The organism is Ureibacillus manganicus DSM 26584, from assembly GCF_000772945.1.
GTDB lineage: Bacteria > Bacillota > Bacilli > Bacillales_A > Planococcaceae > Ureibacillus > Ureibacillus manganicus.
Map to the genome: position 1 here is coordinate 149811 of NZ_JPVN01000002.1, position 24672 is coordinate 174482.

Below are 24672 nucleotides of genomic sequence, written 5' to 3' on the forward strand. Positions count from 1 at the left end.
CTCCTAAATATCCATTTTAACATTTGCTTCACTTTTTAAGCATACACGTTTTAGTTTTTGAAGAAAAGTGGGCACACTAGTGACGAAATCATGAATTTCAACATTCTAAAGCATTCATTTCAAGGAAAAATTTTTGTTTTTATGCTAATATTGTAATTGATAATGTTAATCAATTAAGGGAGTGTTCAACCAATGAATGAAGCAGCTATTACATTAGACGGCTGGTACTGTTTACACGATTTCCGTGCAATTGACTGGACTTCTTGGAAATTAGTTTCTGAAGAAGAACGTACAAAAGCGACAGAAGAATTTCTTCAATACTTAGAAAAAATAAACGAAGCACATGTGGCTAAAACAGGTTCCCATGCTTTTTACTCTATTCTTGGTCAAAAAGCTGACTTTATGTTAATGATTCTTCGTGAAACTCCAGAAGAACTACAAGAACTTGAAGCAGAGTTCAATAAACTTGCGATTGCTGATTTTACTGTCCCAACATATTCATACGTTTCAGTAGTAGAACTTTCAAACTATCTATCAAAAGAATCAAATGAAGATCCATACCAAAACCCACATGTTCGTGCACGTCTATATCCAGAACTACCAAGCACGAAATATGTTTGCTTCTATCCAATGGACAAGCGCCGTGAAGGTAATGACAACTGGTATATGCTTTCTATGGATGAGCGTCGTAAATTAATGCATTCTCACGGATTAATTGGGCGATCATATGCTGGTAAAATAAAACAAATTATTACAGGCTCTGTCGGTTTAGATGATCATGAATGGGGCGTTACTTTATTCTCAGACGATATGCTACAATTCAAAAAAATCGTTTATGAAATGCGTTTTGATGAAGTATCAGCACGTTACGGAGAATTCGGTGAGTTTTTAGTTGGTAACCTGCTTGATCAAGAACGTTTACTAAAATTCTTATCTGTATCTAAATAAAAGAGGCTGGACAAAAGATAAATTTTACAGAAAGTCAGTTCTATTTATAATAAAAATCTGCTAACTTAATTTTAGAAAATCGTTCGTTGGAGAGGCATGCGAAGACTCCTGCAGGACGTAGAAGCAGTCATGAGACCCCGGAGAGCTTTAGCTCCCGGAGGCTCATGGCTTCCCTGCGGAAAGCGAAGCATGCATCGGAAACGAACGTCACTATATCAAAAAGGTACAATCCATTTGAATGAACTGCACCCCAATTGTTAGACACGTCTAACAATGGAGGTGCAGCTTTTTTATGGCGAAATATACATCTGAAGGAAAATTACAAGCAGCTCTACGCTACTTAGATGGAAAAGAAAGTTCAACTGAAATCGCTGAATCAATGGGAACTAATCACGCAGCGATTCTAAAGTGGGCGAGACTATATGAACATCATGGTGTAGAAGCTTTTATTAAACGGTATACAAATTATACTGTACAGTTTAAACTAGACGTACTAAATTACATGATTGAACACGGTACGTCCTCACGTGAAACAGCAGCTATCTTTAACATACCTACTCCCTCTACACTTGATAGCTGGAAAAAACAATTTGAAACAAAAGGACCTGATGCCCTTCAATCAAGGAAAAAGGGGCGTCTATCCATGAAAAAAGAAACGAAAAGACAACTAAAACAAGCACCAGTAGAAGGTTCATCTGAAGCACTCCAAGCACGCATCAAACAACTTGAAATGGAAAATGAGTATTTAAAAAAGTTGAACGCCTTAGTTCAAGACAAGGAAATATCACCAAAAAAGACAAGGTAAGAGTCATCTTTGAATTAAGGCATAAATACTCGGTGAAGGCGCTTGTGGCATTCGCAGGAATCAAACGTAGCTCATATTACGATTTAGTAAAAAAGATGAATCGACCAGATCCAGATGCCGAGTTAAAGGCTGAAATTCAAGCCATTTATAACGAACACGAAGGCCGTTATGGATACCGTCGCATTCGAGATGAGCTAGCGAATCGTGGGAAAAAAGTTAATCATAAGAAAGTGCAACGTATCATGAAAGCCCTAGGCTTAAAGTGCTTAGTTCGAATGAAAAAGTATAAATCTTATAAAGGAACAGTTGGTAAAATTGCCCCGAATATTTTAAATCGCAATTTTAAAGCTGAAGCGCCAAATGAGAAGTGGGTAACGGATATTACGGAGTTTAAGTTATTTGGAGAAAAGCTGTATTTATCACCGATTTTAGATTTATTTAACGGAGAAATTATTACATATACAATTGGTTCAAGACCTACATATTCTTTAGTTTCTGAAATGGTAGAGAAGGCTTTAATGAGATTACCAGAAGAACACAAGCTACTGATGCACTCTGATCAAGGCTGGCATTATCAAATGAAGCAATATCGTCATGCCCTTGAATCAAGAGGTATTGTTCAAAGTATGTCCCGTAAGGGAAACTGTTACGACAACTCGGTAATGGAGAATTTTTTCGGTATCATGAAGTCAGAATTCCTCTATTTAAAAGAATTTCAAAGTGTCGAACATTTTAAATTGGAACTTGAAAACTATATAAATTATTACAACACGAAACGCTTGAAGGCAAAATTAAAAATGAGTCCGGTTCAATACCGAACTCATTTTATCCTAGTTGCTTAAATGAAATAACCGTGTCTAACTTTTAGGGGTCACTTCAATTGAATGGATTGTACCTTTTCACGTATGTCCTAGCCTGTTATTTACTTTCATCATTTGCCTTTAATATTAATATGATTGTATTAATGAAAAATCCAATAAATATAATCAATATAAACAAATACCAATGCAAAGGTTGATCATATAAGGAACCAACGATAAATGCGATTACTGCACTAATGACAATAGCGATCCAAGGTCCTAATTGCATTTTACCAACCCCTTAAGTTAAGTTATAATCCACTCTTCTTACTCTTTAGTTATTCCGAAAACATTTCCTAGTATTTTACACACCCTTTTTACTAGTATATTTACGAACTGATTAAATTCTTACTCATTTTGTTACTTGGATTAAAATTCTTGCCATTGTAATACAATTTTCTACATTTTTATCATTTTTTATTCTGAAATGATTACAGATGCATACATTGTTTAGAGGAGGTATGGATGATCGAAAATATTTGCAATGAATAAACCTTATTGGCAAAAGATTTGTTAATGTTCACTTCGGTTTTCATACCTGCAGTTGTAGCGCTCAATTCGATTGGAGATCATGGGGTGCTATAATTCCCATTGTGGTTTAGCGCCAAGTCCAGGAATTACCCCTGGAATTAAAATTTAAATTGAAAGGATGTTTTTGATTGGCTTATTATTATTGGAACCCTAGCAATCAGCAACAACCCTATTCACCCTACACACAATTCCAATCCCAAAATCAATCACCTACTCAATCACAACAAATGATGCCTCCAACATACTCTGGTGGAGCATTATTCACACCAGCAGGAGGAGCTGGCATTCCAGCTGCCGCAATTCGCGGTGAAGAATCTTACATCGAAAATATACTTAGATTAAATCGTGGAAAAGAAGCTGTATTTTCCTTCACAATTCCATCAGCTACAGGAACTGAAGAAGCTGGTAATACAATACTAGTTCGAGGTGCTGTTGTAGAAGCAGGACGTGACCATGCTGTTATTCACGAGTTTGGAACGGATCATTATTTCTTATTCCCAATGATTTACTTTGACTATGCAAGATTTGAAGAACCAATTACTTATTTACGTGGCGGTTCAGTTGTTAACTCAAACCCAAGACAGTAAAAATAGAAACCCACTACATTTCCAATTTTGGTAAATGAAGTGGGTTTCTTTGTTTAAAGTTTAAATTGTTGAACTTCCGTTTTTAAGGATAGCGCTTTATCACTTAAATCGACAGCAATGGTATTTACTTGTTCCATTGTTGCAGCTTGTTCTTCAATGGCAGCTGCAATTATATCTACATCTGTTGATGATTTAGACGAACTGTTTGAAATTTCGGTAACAGATGCTGAAACTTCTTCAGCACTTGCAGAAATTTGCTCTGCTGTTGCGGAGATTTCTGCAATTTGAACATTCATTTTTTCAACTGCTTGTACGATATTTGAAAATGCTACTCCTGCATTCCCAATAATATTCACACCATCTGTTACACATGAGATGGAGTTTGTTACTGCATGAGTAACATTTTCTGTATCTTTTTTTATTTCTACTGTTAAGCCTACGATTTGACCAGCTGATTCTTTTGATTGTTCTGCAAGTTTACGAACCTCATCTGCTACAACCGCAAAGCCTTTACCATGCTCGCCTGCCCGTGCAGCCTCAATCGCCGCATTTAACGCAAGTAAATTGGTTTGTTCTGTAATTTCGGTAATGACTCTCGAAATTTTTTCAATTTCATTTGTTTGTTGACTTAGTTTTTGCACAAGGTCATTCACCAAGTTGGTTGAATGATTAATTTCATCCATTTGTTGTTTTGCGGTAAGTATAATAGCACCACCATTTTTTGCAGTTTCACTTGCTTCTACAGAACTTGAATGTAAGTTTTGTGTCGATTCTGCAATACGCGAAACTCCAGCAGCCGTTTCATCCATTGCCACAGCACTATCAATGGCCGCCTTGGCACTAACTCCCGAGCTTTTTGCTGTATCGCTTACCCGAGCTGTAATATCTTCAGTTGTTGCGGTAATTTCTTCTGTACTAGCTGACAGTTCTTCTGAAGCTGCACTAAGATGTTCCGCATTTTCTTGAACTCTGTTAATAAGGGATTTCAAGTTGTTTTTCATCATGTTAAATGAATTTGCAAGTTGACCAATTTCATCTTTTGAATGATGCTTTATATCCTCTAAAGTTAAATCTCCAGAAGCAATTGTTTCTAAATTTTCAACAGATTTTTTCAGTGGTAGAGAAATAGTCTTCCTTACATAAAGAACAAAGAAGACACTGATTATTAAACTGATGATTAGAATGACAATCGATGTAGATTTTGAATTGACCATGGCTGCATCTGAGTCTTCATTTATTTGTGTGAGTTGTCCATTTTGATAGACATGTATTTGATCGATTGTTTCTGTTAAACCTTCAAATGCGACTGATAAGTCTGTAGACATAATTCTTTTAGATTCTTCTACTTGACCTTTACGATAAGTTGATAAAACTAGATTGAGATTTGTTTCATAATCATTCTTATATTGTTCGATTTGTGAAAGGTAGGTTTTCATCGTATCACTATCGGATAAGCTATCTAGTTCTACAAGCTTGTTAGTTAAATTATCGCTATCAGATCTTAATTCTTCTTGGGCTTTTGTAGAACCTGTTAACATAACTTGACGTAAATTTAGCCCTAACATAGAAGCATAATATCGAATATCTTCCGTTAATTGAATTTGTACAATTCTATCATCTAATGCTTCTTCTAACTTACTTTCAATATTATTTAAGTTGTAGAAATTAACACCAATAATAATACATATTAGCGCAATAAATGTATAAAACGCTGTATTGAGTTTTTTCCCAATGCTCATAGAATCACTCTTTCTCTTTTATCGTAGATGTATACTCTATTATACATGTAATTTACTCATAAGATTATCATACTAGTTTTGTATTTAGTTGCTGTTATTCAAATACTCTAATGCTGCTAAACCTAAAGTCTTTGCTGCTATCAGCATAGCTCTTTCGTCAAAATTGAACTGCGCGTGGTGATGTGGATATGCTGTTTCCCAAGATGGATCTTTTGCCCCTGTGATGAAAAATGTTCCCGGAACCTTTTCAAGATAATAAGCAAAATCTTCTCCTATCATGAATGGATCGCATTCTATCACCTGCTTCACTTCATGAATTTGACTAGATATATTAGACAAAAACTTTGTTTCATTAGGATGATTAACAACTGGTGGATATCCTCTCACATACTTATATTCATAGGTTGCATGAGAACCCTCACAAACAGTTTTTAACAGTAATTCGAGTTCATTTTCAATGAGTGTACGTAAATCTTCATCAAATGTTCTAACTGTCCCTTTTAATTCAACTTTACCGGCAATCACGTTAAATGGATTAATGGCTTCAAAATGTCCCACTGAAATAACCGCAGATTTTAACGGATTTACTCTTCTTGAAATTATTGATTGGAGTTGTGTTACAAACTGGGAAGCAGTTAGTATGGCATCTACGGAATGATGTGGTTCGGCACCGTGTCCCCCCATCCCGTGAATCGTTATTTCAAATCGATCAGCGGCAGCCATAATCGGACCGTTTCGGACCCAAATTTCACCTAAAGGTGTAGGAGCCCATAAATGTGTACCAAAGATTACATCTACGCCATCTAAGCAGCCGTCTTCTATCATCGGTTTAGCCCCACCTGGTGCAACTTCTTCAGCAAATTGGTGAATAAAGACAATATTTCCCGCAATTTCATCCTTTTTATCATTTAATACCTTTGCAAGAACTAGTAATGTTGCTGTATGGCCATCATGACCACAAGCATGCATGACACCATCTACTTTTGATTTGTATGGAATATCGTTTAATTCTTGTATAGCTAGCGCATCAAAATCTGCCCGTAATGCAACCGTTTTACCAGGTCTTGCACCACGGAGAGTAGCTACCACACCTCTACCACCTACTCCTTCGCGAACCTCGAGTCCAAGTTCCCGATGATAGCTTGCAATATATGCAGGCGTATGAACCTCTTGAAAAGAAAGTTCAGGATTCGCATGTAAGAAGCGTCTGATTGACACCATTTCTTCAAACTCTTTATCTAACGTAGTTAATAAATGTTCCATATAAAAGCCCCCCTCTAGTTATATTTCTATCTATTCAAATGCGCCTTGGCGTATTTGCGCCCAGATTTTATCGAGCTCGCTCGATAATTACCTCTAAAAATCTGTGGCATCCGCCGGAGGCTTTTACTTCATTCAGTTGGATTATGAACCTTACTGAAGCATAAACTGATTGCATTCATCACACCACTTATAGAAGTGGGAGACCTCTGCTGAATGAAGTAAATAAGTTCTTAAAGTTATACTTCCATATTATGATACTCTATTTTATTTACTTTCTGTGAGAATTGAATGATTTTTTTCCAAATTGGGTTCATTATGGAAAAGATAAAAGAGGTTATCTAGAAATTTTTGCTTTCTAGATAACCTCTTTTTTGGAACCTAATTCATTTATTTTGCATGTTTTAAAACAGAAACTATTACTAAAATCCATGCTGTGAGGAACAGTACCCCGCCAATCGGTGTGATTGCACCTAAGATTTTTATCCCTGAAATTGCAAGTACGTATAAACTACCTGCGAAAATTATAATTCCTAGGTTCATTAAAATAGCAGCCCATTTTAATGTAGCAACATTTCCCATTAATCTTGTACTCATTAAGACTCCAATAATTAGAATAGCTGTTGCGTGAAACATTTGATATTGGACTGCAGTGTCCCAAATTCCTACTCCATAATCATCGAGGACTGCCTTTAATGCATGAGCACCAAATGCGCCAAGTGCAACTGCAAGAAACCCGTGAATACTACCTGATATAATTGAACCTTTCATCGTCATTCCTCAATTTCTTTAAATTTATTTTATCAAACTAATCAAACTATTAAAAATCAAATAACGAGCTCCCATTTGCTCCATCTTGTTCTTTCAGTGGATTAGATGACAATGAGCTTTGTGTTGTGCTATTTAATTGTACTGTTTGGGGGATAATTTGTTGTTCAAATTGTTGCTTTGTCACAGAAATGTTAGAACCTTGTTCCGTTAGAGCGAGTTCACAAATTGTCCGAATGGCTATGAATTGCTCGCGAATTTCTTGTTCATTTTCTGTATTTTGAGCTAGTTTAGTATGTTTTTCGATTGTTTGTAACAGTGTTTGAAAAGTGATCATTATTTTCCCTCCTGCTTTTTTGGTTTGAAATGCAAACAATCCATACCAGAGGATTGCTTTACGACTACTGAAGGAAGTTTTTTAGTTTTAAATCCGTAAGCAGCACAGCCTCTTGGGTTGTTTTGATCCCATGTAACTTTAAAATACTGACATTGAAAACAATTGATTCTCAAAGTGACTCCCTTTCTTTCTATAACAAAAGATTGTGCTATTAAAATTGTACTGTTTTTTCAAATTCTCTATGTAGATTAATTGAGACACCAGTTGATAGGCTGTTTCTCCCACTGTCTAAGCTGGTCATTTATTTTTGAAAATGGTTTGCTTCCAAAAAAACCTCGATGGGCACTTAATGGGCTTGGATGTGGTGCTTTAATAATTGCATGGTGTGAACCAAGTTTATGGATAATTGATTCCTTTGTTTGAGCAGGCCTTCCCCATAGGACAAAAATTATTGGGTCTTGTCTTTGTGCAAGTTTTTCAATTACTACATCGGTAAACAGTTCCCACCCTATACCTTTATGGGAATTAGCTTCTCCTTTACGAACAGTTAGTACCGTATTAAGTAAAAATACTCCTTGCTCTGCCCATTTCATTAAAGAGCCATCTGTTGGCGCAGAACACCCTAAGTCATTGTGCAATTCTAAAAAAATATTACGGAGACTCGGAGGATGGGGCACTCCTTTTCTAACAGAAAAACTCATTCCGTGGGCTTGTCCCGGTCCATGGTATGGGTCCTGTCCTAATATTACTACTTTCACATCTTTATAGGAAACGCTATTGAAGGCATTCATGACATCCTCTAACTGTGGATAAATTGTAGCTATCTTAAATTCTTGTGCAACTTTCTTTCTTAGTTGCTCGTAATATGGTTTGTCAAATTCTTCAGCGAGTATTTGTTGCCAGTCGTTGTTGAACACATTTTTCATCTATTAACACCTCATATTATTTACGGTACTTGATTGGGCGATGATTTTCAATGTAATTTGTGCGGAAGATATCCTCATATATTAGGTTGTATATGTTAAAAGGAGAAACATTCTTGTGCAGTTGCTATACATCTAACAGTTCCATGCTGCTTTTTCAATTTGAATTGCATTTTAATATCATTAAATAGAAATTTTTACTATACTATTAACTACATATACGTGGAAAGGAGAATTAGGATGAAGGAAATAAACGTGAATGAACTCCAAACATTGCTAAATTCTTTTGCGAACAAAGACGTCTTTATTCACCTCGAAACCACTAATGGTTCCTATGCTTCTCATTATGATGAAAAGTTTTTTAATGCTGGTGCTTTCATTCGAAATGTTAAAATTCGTTATGAATTAGGTAAAGTTGTTGGTGAATCCCCTCACCGGGTTGGATTGAAAATGGAACACGGATGGGTTTATGCTCAAGGAATTACCCATTATCAGTCAGATGAACAAGGGCGCCTATTGATGGCGGGACTAGACTATACTGGAAAACTTGCTGTTGCACTAGAAATTAGTGAAACGCCATTTTCTTATTAAGGAGAGATGAACCAATGACATTACAACCTGAACGTCATGTACTAGTTATTTTTCCTCATCCAGATGACGAGGCCTTCTCCTCTGCAGGAACAATACGACTTTATCGAAACATGGGAGTTCCAGTTACATATGCATGTTTAACATTAGGAGAAATGGGACGAAATCTTGGAAATCCACCATTTGCAACTCGTGAATCGCTCCCTGAAATTCGTCGTAAAGAATTAATTGCCGCTTGTGAAGCTATGGGGATTGAAGATCTCCGTATGATGGGATTACGCGATAAAACCGTTGAATTTGAAGATGATGAGAAAATGGTTAACCTTGTAACAGACTTAATTAGTGAATTAAATCCTTCCTTAATCATCACCTTCTATCCTGGTTTTGCAGTCCATCCAGATCACGAGGCAACGGGTCGAGCTGTTATGGAAGCAGTTCGCCGTATTCCAAAAGAAGCTAGACCAAGAATTTATGCAGTAGGTTTTGCTAATAACACAATGGCGAAGCTAGGTGTTCCAACAATCGTTCACGATGTAAGTAGCGTGAGAAAAGAGAAAGAAGCAGCACTCCGAGCACATAGTTCTCAAACTGGTTGGATGATGCAAGAAACAAAGCATCGTACTGAAGAAGAAACTACAAAGCTTGATAGTTGGTTTAATGTAGAATCGTATTACCTTTATTCATTCGAAGATTAATAAATATGCAATGGCAGGAAAACACTTCCTGTCATTTTTCTTTTTTCGACAACTAGATTTCGCTGCCTTACCCACTTTAATTTTCTTGAGTATGATTTCCTAATTTCCCCACAAAATAGAGAACGAACACTATTTTAATAAGTTCAAAAGTTTCAGAATAATATTACTTTTTATATACATATAGACAAATGAATATTCAGCTATTATAGTGTATAAATATTCAATCATACATTTTACATCTGAGAGGGAAAGAACATGACTACAAAATTCACACCTTATACATGGTTCTTATTTATCGTTTTATCTGTAGTAGGTGTTTTCTTATTTATTACACCAATTGATACAGGGGACGGTTTAAAAGTACCAATCGCTATATTAGCAAATATTTTATCGGCTAATGTCGTTTCATTTATACATTGGTTTGCATTTATAGTATTTATTATTGCAGCTGTAGGATCGATCATTATGCACTTTGTTCCAGAGAAAAAAGAGCGTACGCTAGTAGATTCACTGTTCCGTGTTCACTGGTTTTGGACAATCATGCGTATTCTAGCTGTTATTTTCGCAGCGATGTATTTATTCCAAATTGGACCTGAAGCTTTCACTAGTGACTACACATCTGGATTATTAATTACACCAGATGGCGGATTAGTAACGATGATGTTCTCATTATTCTTATTTGCAGGCTTACTTTTACCTTTATTAACAGACTTTGGTTTACTAGAATTTTTCGGATCAATGATGGTTAAAATTATGCGACCATTATTTAAAATTCCCGGTCGCGCTGCCATTGACTGTTTAGCATCATTTGTAGGTGACGGTACAATCGGGGTTTTACTAACAAATAGACAATATGAAGAAGGCAACTATACTGCACGTGAGGCAGCAACAATCGCCACTACATTCTCAGTAGTATCAATTACTTTCTGTTTCGTAGTTCTTGAAACAATTGATATAAGTAATTATTTTGTACCATTTTATGTATCTGTAATTTTAGTAAGTATTATTTTAGCAGTAATTATGCCACGTATATTCCCATTAAGTCGTATTGATGATACAAATATCGATGGGACAACACCACCTGCTAATCGTGAAGATGTACCAGAGGGCTTTAGCGTAGTTTCATTCGGATTAAAAAATGCTTTAACTAAAGCTGAAAGCAATAAAAATTTAGGACAAGTAATTGGTTCAGGTTTTAAAAACGTTCTTGAAATGTGGTTTGCTATTACACCAATAATTATGGCATTCGGTACAATCGCCCTTGTTCTTGCAGAATACACAAGCTTCTTTAAAATTTTAGGTATGCCTTTTGAGCCAATCTTAGCTCTACTTCAAATTCCTGAAGCTAGTGCAGCTGCACAAACAATGATCGTTGGTTTTGCTGACATGCTTTTACCTGCAGTATTAGGTGCTGGCATAGAATCAGAATTAACGCGTTTCTTTATTGCAACAGTTTCAGTTACGCAATTAATTTACATGTCTGAAGTTGGGGGATTAATCTTAGGTACGAAGCTTCCATTAAATATTTGGAAATTATTCTCTATCTTCTTAATCCGTACTATTATCTCAATCCCAATTGTTGCAGCAATTGCTCATATTTTATTCTAATAATTTTCAGAGAAGCTAGCTTAAATGCTAGCTTCTTTTTTTGAATCACGTCAATTAGAGAGGTTGAAAAAATGGGAAAAATTTATTTTCATTTAAAAGCGTTTTCATTTTGAAAATTTCGAAAAAACCATTAGTTTTTATGTTAAAATGATAAAATGTTCTAACAATAACGGAGGTACATAACGATGGAAGTTACTGGTGCTAAATCATATGCAGTAGAAAATATATTAAAAGCCTATCATCTTTTGAAAGATGTTGTTGTACATACACCACTTCAAAAAAATGACTATTTATCTGAAAAATATGGTGCGAATATTTATTTAAAACGTGAAGATTTACAATCGGTTCGTTCGTTTAAGTTACGTGGCGCGTACTATAAAATTAAGAAAATTGAGACTGAAGCACGTAATAGCGGAGTTGTTTGCGCAAGTGCGGGCAATCACGCACAAGGCGTAGCATATTCCTGTGCCCATTTAGGAATTAAAGGTGCTATTTTCATGCCTTTAACGACTCCAAAACAAAAGGTTGACCAAGTTCGTATGTTCGGTCGCAACCAAGTTGAAATCATATTAACAGGCGACACATTCGATGATTCTGTTGTGGCTGCTCAAGAATATTGTAAAGAGCATGAGATGATCTTCATCCACCCATTTGATGATTTAGATATCGTTGCTGGTCAAGGTACTGTAGCGGTTGAAGTATTAAATGATATCGATGAACCACTAGATTTTATTTTTGGTGGAATCGGCGGTGGTGGCCTAATGTCCGGAGTTTCTGCTTATGTGAAAAGCATCTCACCTAGCACTAAGGTTATCGGTGTCGAACCAACAGGTGCTGCCAGTATGAAAGCCGCATTCGAAAACGGAGGCCCTACTCACCTTCCTAAAATTGATAAATTCTGTGATGGTACCGCAGTTCAACTTGTAGGCAATACAACTTACGAAGTTTGTCATCAGTATTTAGATGATATTGTTGTTGTACCTGAAGGAAAAGTAAGTACTACAATTCTTGATTTGTACAACAAACATGCCATTGTAGCTGAGCCATCTGGAGCCCTTCCTGTATCTGCACTTGATCTTTATGCAGATCAAATTAAAGGAAAATCTGCAGTTGTGATCATTACTGGTGGGAACAATGACATTAGTCGCATGGCAGAAATTCGAGAGAAATCTTTGCTGTTTGAAGGATTGTTATATTACTTCATTGTCAACTTCCCTCAACGTGCGGGTGCGTTACGCCAATTCTTAACTGTGGTTCTTGGACCAAATGATGATATTACTCATTTCGAATATACAAAGAAAAACAATAAAGAAAGCGGCCCAGCTTTAGTTGGAATCGAAGTTAGTAAGCCTGAAGACTACCAAGGTTTAATCGATCGTATGCGTGTCAATGGCTTTGAGTTCACAGAGGTTAATAAGGATAGCCAGCTGTTTGGGTTGTTGGTGTAGCTGGTGTAGTGATTTTGATAGGCCCCCCGCACTTTTATGAGGTGCGGGGGTTTTGTATGTGTTGTTGTTGTTGATATAGATCTATTTTGTGTCAGAGTTGCCCTACTTTGTTGCAGATTCGCCCTACTTTGTGACAAAATCGATCAACTTTTTGGCAGTATCGCCCCCTTGCTTAGCAATAGTTCTACTTTGTGACAGATTCGCCCTACTTTGTGACAAAATCGATCAACTTTATGGCAGTATCGCTCTCTTGCTTAGCAATAGATCTACTTTGTGACAGATTCACCCTACTTTGTGTCTTAATCGATCTTCTTTTTGGCAGTTTCTCCCCTCACATTTACCTTCACCTACTTTATTTTTATATTATTAGGAATATAGTAAATTCTTGAACGATCGTTCCCTTTAGAATCTAGATTCAATGATTTTAATAATTTATAGGATGTTTTAACTGAAGAAATAGAGAAGAATTGTTTAAATTCATTATTTGATATCCAGGGGTTAAAGAGAACCCGATAATCAAGTAAACTTTCTAACAAGATGTCCTTACTCATTGATTTACATTTTTGGCAAATAAACCTTCCATAGTAGTATTTCATCGGCGAATGATCATTGCAATTTTCGCATATAGCACCTTTTTTCAATTTACTTTTATCTATATTAGGTTTCCAGTTATCTCTTTCTAATATTTCTAACAAATAATCTTTTAGTAGATTCAATTCATTGAGAGTTATTACTTGTTTAGAATATTTGTGAAATAAGGAGTTTACATGAGAGTTCAACCCACTTAAATGAAATGCTGGAATCCTTTTCGGTGGTTCTCCGATAATAGTAGAGGTATTGCTAAATACTATTGCTCCTAAAATTGGTAGATGGATATTAAGCATTTTCATGATTTTATAAATCATTCGCATGTGTCTTTCAATTTGATCTTCTGGATTCGTGTAAACTTCTATATTATTATCACCTTTAAAATTGGTGAACTGTCTTTTTTCATCATCGAAATCAATTTTTCCTGTAATATTTTTTACCTCCATTATGAAAAGAAAATAACGACTTAGCATAAGGGTGTCAATCTGATTAATATTTCCTACTTCATTCACAGTTTCATAATTGAAGAGTAAATAATGATCATCGGGCATTCGAATTTCATTCCATTCACGATCACTTCGCAGCTCCCCTAAGTATCCTTTCCTTAATTGGAAAAAGCTTTTTTGAAATTTAGGATAATCACAATCTTCAACTGGTAATCTGCGCAATAGCGCTTCTAAAACTTGTAATCTATTTGACTTTACACGCTTAAGAACAATCAAAGTTTAGCTCCTCCTTTTTTGACAATTTTAATTTGTTTTGTTTCATAAAACGAATTCTTAAAAGTATAATTTCACTTGATTTTTGAAACAGAAATCTTGTTTTCAAGCTGTAAGAAAGGCAAATAAAAAGGAAGAAACCCCTGAGGTAGGAGGTTTCTTCCTGAATCACAACAATTATGAAATGATTATTTTCGTATATTCATATCTTTTTCATTAACTTCCCAACAACGCCTTATCAGACGCCATTTTTTCGCCGCGGATGTGTTCGAATTCGGTCATCAAATCGGGAATTGTTAAGGTTGGTTTCTTCGATTCATCAACTTCTAAAATGATTTGGCCTTTATCCATCATAATCAGTCGGTTCCCTAAATCGATGGCTTGTTGCATGTTGTGCGTTACCATCAAAGTCGTTAAGTTATTTTCTTCAACGAGTTGTTTCGTTAAGTTTGTTATTAACTCAGCACGGGATGGATCAAGGGCAGCTGTATGTTCATCCAACAAAAGAATTGCAGGACGAGTAAAAGTCGCCATTAATAAAGATAATGCCTGGCGTTCCCCACCTGACAACAATCCAACTTTTGCATTTAAACGATTTTCTAAATTTAAACCCAATTTCTCTAACGATGTTCTGAAAAAATCTTTTCGCTCACGGTTTACGCCGAATCGTAAACCGCGTTTTTTATTGCGCGAATAAGCAATCGCCAAATTTTCTTCTATCGTCATCGTTGGTGCTGTTCCAGCCATTGGATCTTGGAACACACGGCCTATATATTGTGACCGTTTGAACTCAGGTAATTTTGTAACTTCTTTCCCATCAATTGTAATGGCTCCGAAGTCGGGTGTTAATGCACCTGAAATCATATTTAGCATTGTCGATTTCCCTGCACCATTACTCCCAATTACAGTAACAAAATCGCCAGGTGCTAAATGTAAATTGATATTGTTTAAAGCTACTTTTTCATCCATAGTACCTTCGTTAAAAATCTTATTGATTCCTTCTAATTTAAGCAAGGTTATTCCCCTCCCTGCGTCACTAATTCTCGTTGCTGTGCTAGTCGTTCTAAACGTCTCTTTTCTTTACGCTTTTTATCACGTTGTTTGCTCACTAGCTGAGGAATTACAAGAGCTAATACGACAATAATAGCCGTAATTAGTTTCATATCACTAGAATCTAACCAAGGAACACGTAATGCTAGTGCGTAAATGATGCGGTAAATTATCGCACCAAAAACTACTGCTAGTGTTGCTCTAAAGATTGTTTTCGTACCGAAAATAGCTTCACCGATAATTACGGAAGCAAGACCAATTACAATCATCCCGATTCCCATATTTACATCGGAGAATTTAGAGTATTGTGCGATTAATGCTCCAGAAAATGCAACTAAAGCGTTGGATATCCCAAGACCTAATATAGTATAACGGTCTGTATTTGCCGAAAAGCTTCGAATCATTCTTTTGTTATCACCAGTTGCACGAATGGCTAAACCAACCTCTGTTTTTAAGAACCAATCAGCAACGAACTTAATAATTACAGTAATGATTAGTACGATCAAAACAGTTCCCCAAGTATTTGGAGCTACAGCAGCTCCTAAAGATTTCACAAAATTTGATAACGTATCATCAATGCCTAAAGGACTCCAAAAACTTTGAAACTGTGAAAAAATTGTTTCATTACTTTGTAATTGTATATTTGGTTTTACAATTGCATTTTCTGCAGATAACCCCATGATTCTTAAATTGATTGAGTACAATGCAATCATCATTAAGATTCCTGATAATAACGGGTTTATTTTTCCTTTTGTGTGTAATAGACCAGTCATACATCCTGCAACGAATCCAGCAACGATTGCTATCAATGTAGCTATAATCGGGTGATAGCCTAAAACAATCATCATTGCTGCTGTTGCTGCTCCCGTTACAAAGCTCCCGTCAACCGTTAAATCTGGAAAATCCAACACTCGGAATGTTAAATACACTCCGAGTGCCATAATTGCATAGATGATTCCTTGCTCGACTGAACCAAAGATTGATAAAAACATATTGAATCATCTCCTAGCTTCTTAATTATTCTAAGTTGTTATAAAAACTCACTTTGCCACTTCACATTGGCAAAGTGAGAAGTTTATAAAAAAATGACTTTTTCTATTATTCTACTAATTCTGCATTCCAAGAATCTTTAATTTCAACACCGATTGTATCAGCAGTGTTTTTATTTACTACTAATTTTAAGTTCGCTGGGTATGCTGAAGGAATATCAGATGGAGTTGCTTCACCTTTTAAAATTTTAACAGCCATTTCACCAGCTTCATACCCGATATCATAGTAAGAGAATCCAAATGCAGCTAAACCGCCACCAGCTACAGAATCTAATTCACCTACGATTAGTGGTAATTTGTTTGAATTTGCAACATCCACTACTGTAGGAAGTGCTGATACAACTGTATTGTCAGTAATAATGTAAATTGCATCTACTTTACCTAATAATGATTCTGTTGCTTGTTTTACTTCTGCTGAAGTTGTTACAGCAGCTTCTTCTAATTGGCCGCCTTTTGCTTCTAATTGCGCTCTCACTTGATCCACTTGAACAACTGAGTTTTGTTCACCAGTGTTATATACCGTACCAACTTTTTTAATACCTAGTTCATCGACAATAAAGTTAACAGTGTTTGCAATTGTCTCTGGATGTAAATCAACTGTACCAGTTACGTTTGCTCCAGGAGCTTCCATAGAACTTACTAACTCAGCACTTACAGGATCTGTTACAGATGTAAAGATGATTGGAATATCACCTGTTGCATTTTTAGCAGCTTGTGCTGATGGTGTAGAGTTTGCAAAAATTAAATCTACGTTTTGACTTACTAAATCTTGGGCAATTGTTACGTTCATACTTTGATCGTTTTGTGCATTGTTTTTCACGAACTCAACATTTAAGCCAGAATCTTTAACTGCAGCAATAAATCCTTCTGTTGCAGCATCTAATGATGGATGTTCTACGATTTGTGTAATCCCAACTTTATAAGACTTTGTTTCCTCAGATGTTTCTCCTGCATTTGAACCACTTGTATTTTCTTTAGGTTCGTTAGACGCATTATTGTTTCCGCCGCCACAAGCAGCAAGAAGTAAAATTAGTCCAATTAATAAAAATGACAATTTTTTCATATTTTCTTCCTCCGTTTTTATCTTTCACACTCCACGATAATAGATGGTGTGTTTTGAATATTCTGAATCTAGTGAGATTATGCTATTCTACAATCAGAACATTTGTTAGTCAATAAGATTTAGATGCGGGTAATTTCACTAGTAATTCTACTATTCATTCTAGCATATTAATTTAGCGCTTTAAAGTGCTAAATTTAGTTAAAATTTTGACTTTTCACACGAAAAGTTCGTTCTTTAGTTTCTTCTCCTTAATTATATTGACCTATTTCTATGGTTCTGTTAATATACTTTATTGTGCGTTTTCCTTTTACAGCATGAAATGAATTTTCATATAATACTATTTTGCACTTAAAATAACAATATAGATGCGACATTTGACTACGCGCACCGTGGTTCGTAACCATCCCACGAAAAAAAACTAAGGAGAAATGAATATGAAAGCAAAATTTATTGCAACTACAGGGATTATTGCAGCTCTTTATGTTGCTGTTACCTTACTTGTTGCACCGTTTGGATTTACAGAAATTCAATTTAGAGTTTCTGAAATGTTTAACCATCTAGTTGCATTTAGCCCCAGCTTTATGCCTGGGGTTGTCATTGGTGTATTTATTGCAAATTTATTTTCACCACTTGGCATGTATGATTTAGTATTTGGTGTTGCCCACTCAATTATTACCCTTACACTTTTCATCATCATTTGTAAGTTTGTGAAAAATATTTGGGCACGCTTGATCATTAACTCATTTTTATTCACTTTTACAATGTTCATCATCGCATTTGAGTTACACTTAGCATTCGAGATTCCGTGGTCATTGTTCTTATGGACATGGTTTACTTGTGCAGTTGGTGAATTTGTCGTATTAACCGTAGGTGCACCAATAATGTACCTTTTAAATAAACGTTTGAATTTTAAAGATTTAATTTAATCGTTATAACCGGTAGGATCTAAGCCTACCGGTTTTTTTATTTCTAAAGGTATCGACCGACTTTTCTGAAAACATTGACAAGTAATAAAATTAAGACTACAATACTAGTTAACTAATTGTTCGGATACGGAGAAAGGTTGCGGTAGCGCGACCACCGTCAGAGCAGAGCCTAGATTAGAGTTTAGATGAGAATAGCCGAGTAAAATTGATGAATAAGAATAGTAACGAAAATCGTATGGTTTAGAGAGCTAGTGGTTGGTGTGAACTAGTGCATACCTTTCGTGAATGGGTCTTATGAGAGCAGCTGGCGTTAGTCTGCTGACGTTTTTCCTACGTTATAAGGAAGTGTTTATTTCGTTTTTAGTTAAATAAACACGCCAAGTGGAAGTAATTCGTATACTTCAACAGAGGTGGCAACGCGGTATTTATCGTCCTCTACAAAAGGGTTTTCTCTTTTGTAGAGGGCTTTTTTATTTTCCATCTAAACCTCCATTAAAACATTAGGAGGAATATAAATATGTCTATTTTGGAATTTACAAAACGAGTTAGAAACGACCAAGATCTACCTTTTGAAGAAATGATTCAAGCTGTTGAACTTGTATTTAATGAAGAAACACCTAAAGACGATATTGCGGACTTCCTGATTGCACTTAGCAAGAAGGGTGAAACGGCACAAGAGATAGCTGCACTTGCAACGGTTATGAAATCAAATGCTATCACTGTCCCTGTTCCAGAGGGTTCGTATATCGATAACTGTGGGACTGGTGGAGATGGTCTAAAGAGCTTTAACATCAGTACAACATCTGCATTCGTGTTAGCTTCTGCAGGTGTTCAAGTAACTAAACATGGAAACCGTAAAATCTCAAGTGCATCTGGTAGCACAGATGTTTTACAGGCATTAGGCATTCACACTGATTTTTCAATTAAAGATTCTGTTGACATGTTAAAGCAAGAAGGAATCACATTTCTTTACGCTCCAAATGTTCATCCAAAATTAAAACGTATCGGTGAAGTGCGACGTGCTATTGGAAAGCCTACTATTTTCAATATGACCGGACCCTTAACAAACCCTGTTAATTTAAAAACTCAAATTATCGGTATTAACCGTCCTGAATTTGTTACGGAATATGCAGAAGTACTTAAAATTTTAGGACGTAAACGTGCCATTGTTGTCTCTGGAACACAAGGGATGGATGAGGCATCCCTTTCAAACGATAACACATTTGCATTGTTAGAAAATGGTGAAATTACTCCATTTGAACTTCGTATAGAAGACTTAGGACTATCCCCTGTACCTGTAACTGCCTTACGTGGTGGTACACCTGATGAGAATGCAATTATCCTATTGGACTTATTAAAAGGTAAGCAAAGTGCTTATTTTGATGCAGTGTTATTAAATTCAGCAATTGGCTTTTATGCTTCCGGTTCTGTCGGTTCGATTAAAGACGGTGTGGAATTAGCACGTGAATCAATCCTATCTGGCCGTGCTTTAGCAAAAGTAGAATCCATAGTTGAGTTTAGCGAAAGTATCCTAAAGGAGCGAGTAATACAATGACCATCCTACAAAAAATTATTGATTACAAAGAAACACTAATTCCAACTTTACTTGCAAATAAACCACAGTTTGACGTAGTGGAAAAGGTTCGTCCCTCTTTATATAACGAATTGCGTAAGTCTGATACAATGCAGGTTATTTCTGAAATGAAGCGCGCTTCCCCTTCAAAAGGTTTAATTAACGAAGGCGCAGATCCAGTTGAACAAGCGAAAAAATATGAATCTGCCGGTGCCGTTTGTATTTCCGTTTTAACTGAAGACAAATATTTCAAAGGTTCTTACCAAGATTTAACGGATATTGCAAATAACGTAGATATCCCTATTTTGAATAAAGACTTTATTATTCATGAAGTTCAAATTGATTATGCAAAAGCTGCTGGCGCTTCAGTGATCCTCTTAATCGTTGCAGCCCTTTCTGATGAAAATCTAAAAGCATTCTACAATTATGCAACTGATTTAGGACTTGATGTTTTAGTCGAAGTTCACAACGATGAAGAACTTGATCGCGCATTAGCGATTAATCCTAAAATTCTTGGTGTGAATAACCGTGATCTAAAAACGTTTAATCTTGATTTAGTACAAACAGAAAAACTCGCTGAAAAAATAAATGCGATTCCTGATATTGCATTTATTAGTGAAAGTGGGATTTGGACTAGTGAAGATGCAGAACGTGTAGCAAATGCTGGCGCTCGTGGCGTTTTAGTTGGTGAATCATTAATGAGAAGTGGAAATGTAGAAGATGCACTAAAATCATTGCAAGTTTCCCTTCCAACGAAGGTTGTGAAGTAAATGGTAAAAGTAAAAATTTGTGGGCTGAAAGAAATTGAACATGTTCAAGTAGCTGCCGAAGCAGGTGCAAGTTTTATTGGGTTTATGTTTGCACCAAGTAAACGTCGGATCACAATTGAACACGCTGCAAAACTTGCAAAAATCGTTCCCCCTCATGTTAAAAAAGTCGGAGTTTTCGTTAACCCAACTGAAGATGATGTACGTGAAGCCGTTGAAACAGTTGGTCTTGATTACGTTCAATATCATGGGAATGAAAGTGCCGATTTCATTAAGACGCTTGGCTACCCTTCCATTAAAGCTTTTTCGATTCGTGGGTATGAAGATGTAGAGAAAGCTAGCAAATATCATGTAGATTACTATTTATTTGACGCACCAGGAACTGATTTTGCCGGTGGGAGTGGGCGTGTATTTGACTGGTCATTGCTTGACCAACTTTCAATCTCAAAAGATCGAGTCATTTTAGCAGGTGGACTAAATAGCGGCAACGTTCAACAAGCCATTAAACAATTATCCCCCTTTGGTGTAGATGTTTCTAGTGGTGTTGAACGCGACGGTGTAAAAGATTCAAATTTAATAAAAGAATTCATTAAAATAGCAACTCAAAATAAGGGAGTGTATTCAATATGACAACGACAGAAGTTAAAGGTCGCTTTGGCCGTTTTGGAGGACAATTCGTCCCTGAAACATTAATGACAGCCTTACAAGAGCTTGAGGAAGCTTATGACAAATATAAAATTGATGAAGATTTTCAAAACGAACTTAGCTATTACTTAAAAAATTATGTTGGACGTGAAACTCCTCTTTATTTCGCTGAACGACTAACAGCCCATGTAGGTGGAGCAAAAATTTATCTAAAACGTGAAGATTTAAACCATACGGGTGCTCATAAAATTAATAATGCTTTAGGTCAGGCGCTTCTTGCAAAACGTATGGGTAAAAAGAAAATCGTTGCAGAAACTGGTGCTGGTCAACACGGTGTCGCGACGGCTACTGCATGTGCTCTACTTGGTTTAGAATGTATCGTTTATATGGGTGCTGAAGACGTAAAGCGTCAAGCATTAAACGTATTCCGTATGGAGCTACTTGGCACAAAAGTAGTTGGGGTTGAAAAAGGTTCAGCTACATTAAAAGATGCCGTGAATGAAGCACTTCGCCACTGGGTTACAAATATTGAAGACACACATTATATTTTAGGTTCAGCTATGGGTCCTCACCCATTCCCTACAATTGTACGTGACTTTCAACGTGTTATTGGGGATGAAACACGTAAGCAAATAATAGAAGTAGAAAACCGCCTTCCAAATGCTGTTGTTGCATGTATTGGCGGAGGTAGTAATTCCATTGGGATGTTCTATCCATTCGTGGAAGATCAAGATGTTGCATTATATGGTGTAGAAGCCGCTGGTCTGGGCATTGAAACAGGTAAACATGCTGCTGCCATTAATGGTGGGCAAACAGGTGTATTACACGGTGCCTTTATGTATCTATTACAAGATGAAAATGGCTTTGTTCAAGAAGCACATTCTATTTCAGCTGGCCTAGATTATCCAGGGGTTGGTCCTGAACATTGCTATCTAAATGACATCGGCCGCGCAACTTACGTCAATGCAACAGATGCAGAAGCCCTTGAAGGTGTTCAACTACTTTGCCGTACAGAAGGAATCCTACCTGCTCTAGAAAGTGCTCATGCTATTGCCTATGCTTCAAAGCTTGCAAAAACGATGTCTCCAGATGAAATTCTTGTAATTTGTCTATCTGGACGTGGCGATAAAGACGTTCATACCATTTCTTCTGCACTTGGAGGTGATTTAGCATGAGTCAATTAAAAGAAACGATTTTAAAAACAACTGCCAATGGAGATAAAGCTTTTGTTCCCTACATCATGGCTGGTGATGGTGGATTAGATAAACTACAATCGACTATTTTAAAATTGCAAGAACTTGGGGTTACAGCGATTGAAGTTGGGATTCCATTCACTGATCCAGTTGCAGATGGTCCAACGATTGAGCGTGCAGGTGAACGCGCTTTAGCTAATGGTGCTACGTTACGTAAAATTATTGAAACACTACGCAGTTTTGCAGAGCAAATTACGGTTCCACTTGTGGCTATGACTTACTTAAATCCAATTTTAGCTTACGGTGTGGAGGAATTTGCACGTGACGCAAAGGCAGCTGGGATTCGTGGTGTAATTATTCCTGATATGCCATTAGAAGAAAGTAGCGTTGTACACCCTCCATTGAAAGATGAAGGCATTGCGCTCGTCCAATTGGTTTCACTAGCAAGTTCACCAGAACGAATCGAACGTCTGACGAAAGCAAGTGAAGGTTTTATTTATGCTGTAACGGTGAACGGTATTACCGGTGCCCGTCAAAGCTTTGCTGATGAATTAGGTGAACATTTTAAAATGCTCCAATCTTCTACAGATACTCCTGTATTAGCAGGTTTCGGGATTTCAACTCCAGATCACGTAAGAAACTTCGGTGCGATTTGTGATGGTGTGATTGTTGGTAGTAAAATTGTTGATAGTTTAGCTAACGATGATTGGGCTACGATTGAGGATTTAGTGAAGGTTTCTAAAGTAGCTCCTGTGAAATAAAAATAATCTTTCAAATTAATCTATTCTGAAATTCGAAAAGTTGCTTCAAGGACACTTTTTTGAAGATTTTATTTTTTGTCCTTGAGAAGCGCTCTCGAGAACACTTTTCTGGAAAATCTGCTTTTCTTGTCCTTGAGAAGCGCTCTCGAGGATATTTTTCCAAAAACTATAATCTCCTTTATATTAAAGAACCTAAATTTCTAGTGAATTTAGGTTCCTTTCAGATTCTGCTATTTTTACATTCTTAATTTTACTCTTAATTTCTCCAACATATCCACCGTCATCTTTTCCAAATCATACTCCACTTTAAAGCCCCACTCTTCAATCGCTGCAGTTGAATCAATAGAATTCGGCCAACTATTCGCTATTGATTGTCGTATTGGATCCACATCATAGGTCATTTCAAATGTAGGTATATGCTTTTTAATTTCCCCGGCAATTTGTGAAGGTTCAAAGCTCATAGCTGATATGTTAAATGCATTACGATGTTTTAACTTCGCGGGATCTGCTTCCATTAAATCTACAATTGCCTGTAGTGCGTCTGGCATATACATCATATCCATAAAGGTTCCTTCTGCTATATATGAAGAATATTGTCCTTCTTCGATTGCCTTATAATAGATTTCCACTGCATAATCGGTGGTCCCTCCGCCTGGGGGTGTTACATACGAGATTAGGCCTGGAAATCGAACGCTACGCGTATCCAAACCGAAACGTGTAAAGTAGTAATCACACAATAATTCCCCTGCTACTTTATTCACTCCGTACATTGTTGTCGGCCTTTGCAATGTATCTTGTGGCGTGTTGTCTTTTGGTGTTGTAGGACCAAAAGCACCAATTGAACTTGGTGTAAAAAATTGCATATTTAATTCCCTTGAGACTTCAAGGGCATTAATCAGTCCACCCATATTTAAGTTCCATGCAAAGTACGGATTTTTCTCAGCCGTAGCAGAAAGTAATGCAGCTAAATGAATAAATGTATCTGCCTCAAACTCTTTAGCAAGTTCATACATTCTCTTTGAGTCCATTACGTCTAGTACTTCAAAAGGACCTTCAATTTCATTAGGTTCTCTTATATCTGTTGATAAAACGTTGTCTTTTCCATAAAGATTGCCTAATTTTTCAACTAATTCTGAGCCAATTTGCCCAAGGGCTCCCGTAACAATTATTTTTTTCACACCGTCGCCTCCTAGATTGAGAATGATGGAAATTATAAGTAAATTTCACGTTCATAAAAACTC

At 36.5% G+C, this 24672-nt stretch carries 25 protein-coding genes, 1 riboswitch and 1 other annotated feature; of the genes, 13 read left to right on the plus strand and 12 right to left on the minus strand.

Going from position 1 to position 24672, the window contains the following annotated elements; genetic code table 11:
- The first annotated feature begins 192 nt into the window (after positions 1 to 192).
- Both hemQ and CD29_RS19875 read left to right on the plus strand, forming a co-directional pair.
- Positions 193 to 948 carry a hydrogen peroxide-dependent heme synthase gene (gene hemQ / locus CD29_RS02240; RefSeq protein WP_036182389.1) on the plus strand — a complete coding sequence of 252 codons (756 nt, stop codon included), beginning with the start codon at positions 193 to 195 and terminating at the stop codon, positions 946 to 948.
- 292 nt (positions 949 to 1240) lie between these two features.
- Positions 1241 to 2595 (plus strand): IS3 family transposase gene (locus CD29_RS19875; protein WP_088322079.1). Its coding sequence is split into 2 segments (ribosomal slippage): positions 1241 to 1694 and positions 1694 to 2595, totalling 1356 coding nucleotides; the frame shifts between segments, so codons are not numbered across the junction.
- 76 nt (positions 2596 to 2671) lie between these two features.
- On the opposite strand, the gene CD29_RS20400 is transcribed toward CD29_RS19875, so the two are convergent.
- Positions 2672 to 2842 (minus strand): hypothetical protein, encoded by a 171-nt coding sequence (locus CD29_RS20400; protein WP_036182395.1) that lies wholly within the window; start codon positions 2840 to 2842, stop codon positions 2672 to 2674.
- Positions 2843 to 3272: 430 nt separating this feature from the next.
- Between CD29_RS20400 and CD29_RS02260 the strand changes: the two genes are divergently transcribed.
- The gene (locus CD29_RS02260) at positions 3273 to 3731 is read left to right on the plus strand and encodes a spore coat protein GerQ (RefSeq protein WP_052123956.1); all 459 of its coding nucleotides are present in this window, start codon (positions 3273 to 3275) and stop codon (positions 3729 to 3731) included.
- A 53-nt stretch (positions 3732 to 3784) separates the two neighbouring features.
- On the opposite strand, the gene CD29_RS02265 is transcribed toward CD29_RS02260, so the two are convergent.
- The 6 genes from CD29_RS02265 to CD29_RS02290 all read right to left on the minus strand — a co-directional run bounded on the left by CD29_RS02265 (position 3785) and on the right by CD29_RS02290 (position 8761).
- Entirely contained in the window at positions 3785 to 5470 is a 1686-nt protein-coding gene (locus tag CD29_RS02265; protein WP_036182397.1) for a methyl-accepting chemotaxis protein, read from the minus strand.
- 84 nt (positions 5471 to 5554) lie between these two features.
- A complete protein-coding gene (locus CD29_RS02270; RefSeq protein WP_036182399.1) occupies positions 5555 to 6733 on the minus strand; it encodes an amidohydrolase in 1179 nt (392 codons plus the stop codon).
- 387 nt (positions 6734 to 7120) lie between these two features.
- The gene (locus CD29_RS02275; protein WP_036182401.1) at positions 7121 to 7501 is read right to left on the minus strand and encodes a DUF423 domain-containing protein; all 381 of its coding nucleotides are present in this window, start codon (positions 7499 to 7501) and stop codon (positions 7121 to 7123) included.
- 49 nt (positions 7502 to 7550) lie between these two features.
- Positions 7551 to 7835 (minus strand): YwdI family protein, encoded by a 285-nt coding sequence (locus CD29_RS02280; RefSeq protein ID WP_036182403.1) that lies wholly within the window; start codon positions 7833 to 7835, stop codon positions 7551 to 7553.
- Entirely contained in the window at positions 7835 to 8008 is a 174-nt protein-coding gene (locus CD29_RS20575) for a hypothetical protein (protein ID WP_036182405.1), read from the minus strand. Before CD29_RS20575 ends, CD29_RS02280 begins: the two co-directional genes overlap by 1 nt.
- Before the next feature lie 75 nt (positions 8009 to 8083).
- Entirely contained in the window at positions 8084 to 8761 is a 678-nt protein-coding gene (locus CD29_RS02290; protein ID WP_036182406.1) for a uracil-DNA glycosylase, read from the minus strand.
- A 237-nt stretch (positions 8762 to 8998) separates the two neighbouring features.
- Here CD29_RS02290 and CD29_RS02295 point away from each other — a divergent pair, with 237 nt between their 5' ends.
- From CD29_RS02295 to ilvA, 4 genes are all read left to right on the plus strand, one after another.
- Positions 8999 to 9349, plus strand: coding sequence for a YojF family protein (locus CD29_RS02295; protein WP_036182407.1), 351 nt, complete (start codon positions 8999 to 9001; stop codon positions 9347 to 9349).
- Between the two features lie 14 nt (positions 9350 to 9363).
- Positions 9364 to 10041, plus strand: a complete 678-nt coding sequence (bshB2, locus tag CD29_RS02300) for a bacillithiol biosynthesis deacetylase BshB2 (RefSeq protein WP_036182408.1) — start codon at positions 9364 to 9366, stop codon at positions 10039 to 10041.
- 255 nt (positions 10042 to 10296) lie between these two features.
- Entirely contained in the window at positions 10297 to 11649 is a 1353-nt protein-coding gene (locus CD29_RS02305) for a YjiH family protein (RefSeq protein WP_036182410.1), read from the plus strand.
- A 185-nt stretch (positions 11650 to 11834) separates the two neighbouring features.
- Positions 11835 to 13097: a threonine ammonia-lyase IlvA gene (gene ilvA, locus CD29_RS02310; protein ID WP_036182412.1), complete on the plus strand. Its 1263-nt coding sequence runs from the start codon at positions 11835 to 11837 to the stop codon at positions 13095 to 13097.
- 347 nt (positions 13098 to 13444) lie between these two features.
- Here the strand turns inward: ilvA and CD29_RS02315 are convergent, their stop codons facing one another.
- From CD29_RS02315 to CD29_RS02330, 4 genes are all read right to left on the minus strand, one after another.
- Complete coding sequence (locus CD29_RS02315; protein ID WP_036182414.1) at positions 13445 to 14407, minus strand: nuclease-related domain-containing protein; 963 nt, start codon at positions 14405 to 14407, stop codon at positions 13445 to 13447.
- 213 nt (positions 14408 to 14620) lie between these two features.
- Positions 14621 to 15418, minus strand: a complete 798-nt coding sequence (locus CD29_RS02320; protein ID WP_036182416.1) for an ABC transporter ATP-binding protein — start codon at positions 15416 to 15418, stop codon at positions 14621 to 14623.
- A 2-nt stretch (positions 15419 to 15420) separates the two neighbouring features.
- Positions 15421 to 16446 (minus strand): ABC transporter permease, encoded by a 1026-nt coding sequence (locus CD29_RS02325; protein ID WP_036182418.1) that lies wholly within the window; start codon positions 16444 to 16446, stop codon positions 15421 to 15423.
- Positions 16447 to 16552: 106 nt separating this feature from the next.
- The gene (locus CD29_RS02330) at positions 16553 to 17566 is read right to left on the minus strand and encodes an ABC transporter substrate-binding protein (protein ID WP_036182420.1); all 1014 of its coding nucleotides are present in this window, start codon (positions 17564 to 17566) and stop codon (positions 16553 to 16555) included.
- Positions 17567 to 17949: 383 nt separating this feature from the next.
- A riboswitch (PreQ1 riboswitch) is annotated at positions 17950 to 17994 on the plus strand.
- Positions 17995 to 18000: 6 nt separating this feature from the next.
- On the opposite strand from CD29_RS02330, the gene CD29_RS02335 reads away from it, so the two are divergent.
- The 6 genes from CD29_RS02335 (at position 18001) to trpA (ending at position 23431) form a co-directional block, all read left to right on the plus strand.
- Entirely contained in the window at positions 18001 to 18492 is a 492-nt protein-coding gene (locus CD29_RS02335; RefSeq protein ID WP_036182422.1) for a QueT transporter family protein, read from the plus strand.
- A 199-nt stretch (positions 18493 to 18691) separates the two neighbouring features.
- Positions 18692 to 18931 (plus strand) — a binding site (T-box leader).
- Between the two features lie 78 nt (positions 18932 to 19009).
- The gene (gene trpD / locus CD29_RS02340; RefSeq protein ID WP_036182424.1) at positions 19010 to 20047 is read left to right on the plus strand and encodes an anthranilate phosphoribosyltransferase; all 1038 of its coding nucleotides are present in this window, start codon (positions 19010 to 19012) and stop codon (positions 20045 to 20047) included.
- A complete protein-coding gene (gene trpC / locus CD29_RS02345; protein ID WP_036182426.1) occupies positions 20044 to 20835 on the plus strand; it encodes an indole-3-glycerol phosphate synthase TrpC in 792 nt (263 codons plus the stop codon). Before trpD ends, trpC begins: the two co-directional genes overlap by 4 nt.
- The gene (locus CD29_RS02350; RefSeq protein WP_036182428.1) at positions 20836 to 21462 is read left to right on the plus strand and encodes a phosphoribosylanthranilate isomerase; all 627 of its coding nucleotides are present in this window, start codon (positions 20836 to 20838) and stop codon (positions 21460 to 21462) included. It abuts the gene before it with no gap.
- Complete coding sequence (gene trpB / locus CD29_RS02355) at positions 21459 to 22652, plus strand: tryptophan synthase subunit beta (RefSeq protein WP_036182430.1); 1194 nt, start codon at positions 21459 to 21461, stop codon at positions 22650 to 22652. Before CD29_RS02350 ends, trpB begins: the two co-directional genes overlap by 4 nt.
- Positions 22649 to 23431 carry a tryptophan synthase subunit alpha gene (gene trpA, locus CD29_RS02360; protein ID WP_036182432.1) on the plus strand — a complete coding sequence of 261 codons (783 nt, stop codon included), beginning with the start codon at positions 22649 to 22651 and terminating at the stop codon, positions 23429 to 23431. The genes trpB and trpA overlap by 4 nt, the downstream gene beginning before the upstream one ends.
- Before the next feature lie 236 nt (positions 23432 to 23667).
- Here the strand turns inward: trpA and CD29_RS02365 are convergent, their stop codons facing one another.
- A complete protein-coding gene (locus CD29_RS02365; protein ID WP_036182434.1) occupies positions 23668 to 24609 on the minus strand; it encodes an L-threonine 3-dehydrogenase in 942 nt (313 codons plus the stop codon).
- Positions 24610 to 24672: the final 63 nt, after the last annotated feature.

Coding starts and splice junctions, on each gene's coding strand:
- hemQ (WP_036182389.1), top strand. CDS start 193: ATGAATGAAGCAGCTATTACATTAGACGGCTGGTACTGTTTACACGAT.
- CD29_RS20400 (WP_036182395.1), bottom strand. CDS start 2,842: ATGCAATTAGGACCTTGGATCGCTATTGTCATTAGTGCAGTAATCGCA.
- CD29_RS02265 (WP_036182397.1), bottom strand. CDS start 5,470: ATGAGCATTGGGAAAAAACTCAATACAGCGTTTTATACATTTATTGCG.
- CD29_RS02270 (WP_036182399.1), bottom strand. CDS start 6,733: ATGGAACATTTATTAACTACGTTAGATAAAGAGTTTGAAGAAATGGTG.
- CD29_RS02275 (WP_036182401.1), bottom strand. CDS start 7,501: ATGAAAGGTTCAATTATATCAGGTAGTATTCACGGGTTTCTTGCAGTT.
- CD29_RS02280 (WP_036182403.1), bottom strand. CDS start 7,835: ATGATCACTTTTCAAACACTGTTACAAACAATCGAAAAACATACTAAA.
- CD29_RS02290 (WP_036182406.1), bottom strand. CDS start 8,761: ATGAAAAATGTGTTCAACAACGACTGGCAACAAATACTCGCTGAAGAA.
- CD29_RS02295 (WP_036182407.1), top strand. CDS start 8,999: ATGAAGGAAATAAACGTGAATGAACTCCAAACATTGCTAAATTCTTTT.
- bshB2 (WP_036182408.1), top strand. CDS start 9,364: ATGACATTACAACCTGAACGTCATGTACTAGTTATTTTTCCTCATCCA.
- CD29_RS02305 (WP_036182410.1), top strand. CDS start 10,297: ATGACTACAAAATTCACACCTTATACATGGTTCTTATTTATCGTTTTA.
- ilvA (WP_036182412.1), top strand. CDS start 11,835: ATGGAAGTTACTGGTGCTAAATCATATGCAGTAGAAAATATATTAAAA.
- CD29_RS02325 (WP_036182418.1), bottom strand. CDS start 16,446: ATGTTTTTATCAATCTTTGGTTCAGTCGAGCAAGGAATCATCTATGCA.
- CD29_RS02330 (WP_036182420.1), bottom strand. CDS start 17,566: ATGAAAAAATTGTCATTTTTATTAATTGGACTAATTTTACTTCTTGCT.
- CD29_RS02335 (WP_036182422.1), top strand. CDS start 18,001: ATGAAAGCAAAATTTATTGCAACTACAGGGATTATTGCAGCTCTTTAT.
- trpD (WP_036182424.1), top strand. CDS start 19,010: ATGTCTATTTTGGAATTTACAAAACGAGTTAGAAACGACCAAGATCTA.
- trpC (WP_036182426.1), top strand. CDS start 20,044: ATGACCATCCTACAAAAAATTATTGATTACAAAGAAACACTAATTCCA.
- CD29_RS02350 (WP_036182428.1), top strand. CDS start 20,836: ATGGTAAAAGTAAAAATTTGTGGGCTGAAAGAAATTGAACATGTTCAA.
- trpB (WP_036182430.1), top strand. CDS start 21,459: ATGACAACGACAGAAGTTAAAGGTCGCTTTGGCCGTTTTGGAGGACAA.
- trpA (WP_036182432.1), top strand. CDS start 22,649: ATGAGTCAATTAAAAGAAACGATTTTAAAAACAACTGCCAATGGAGAT.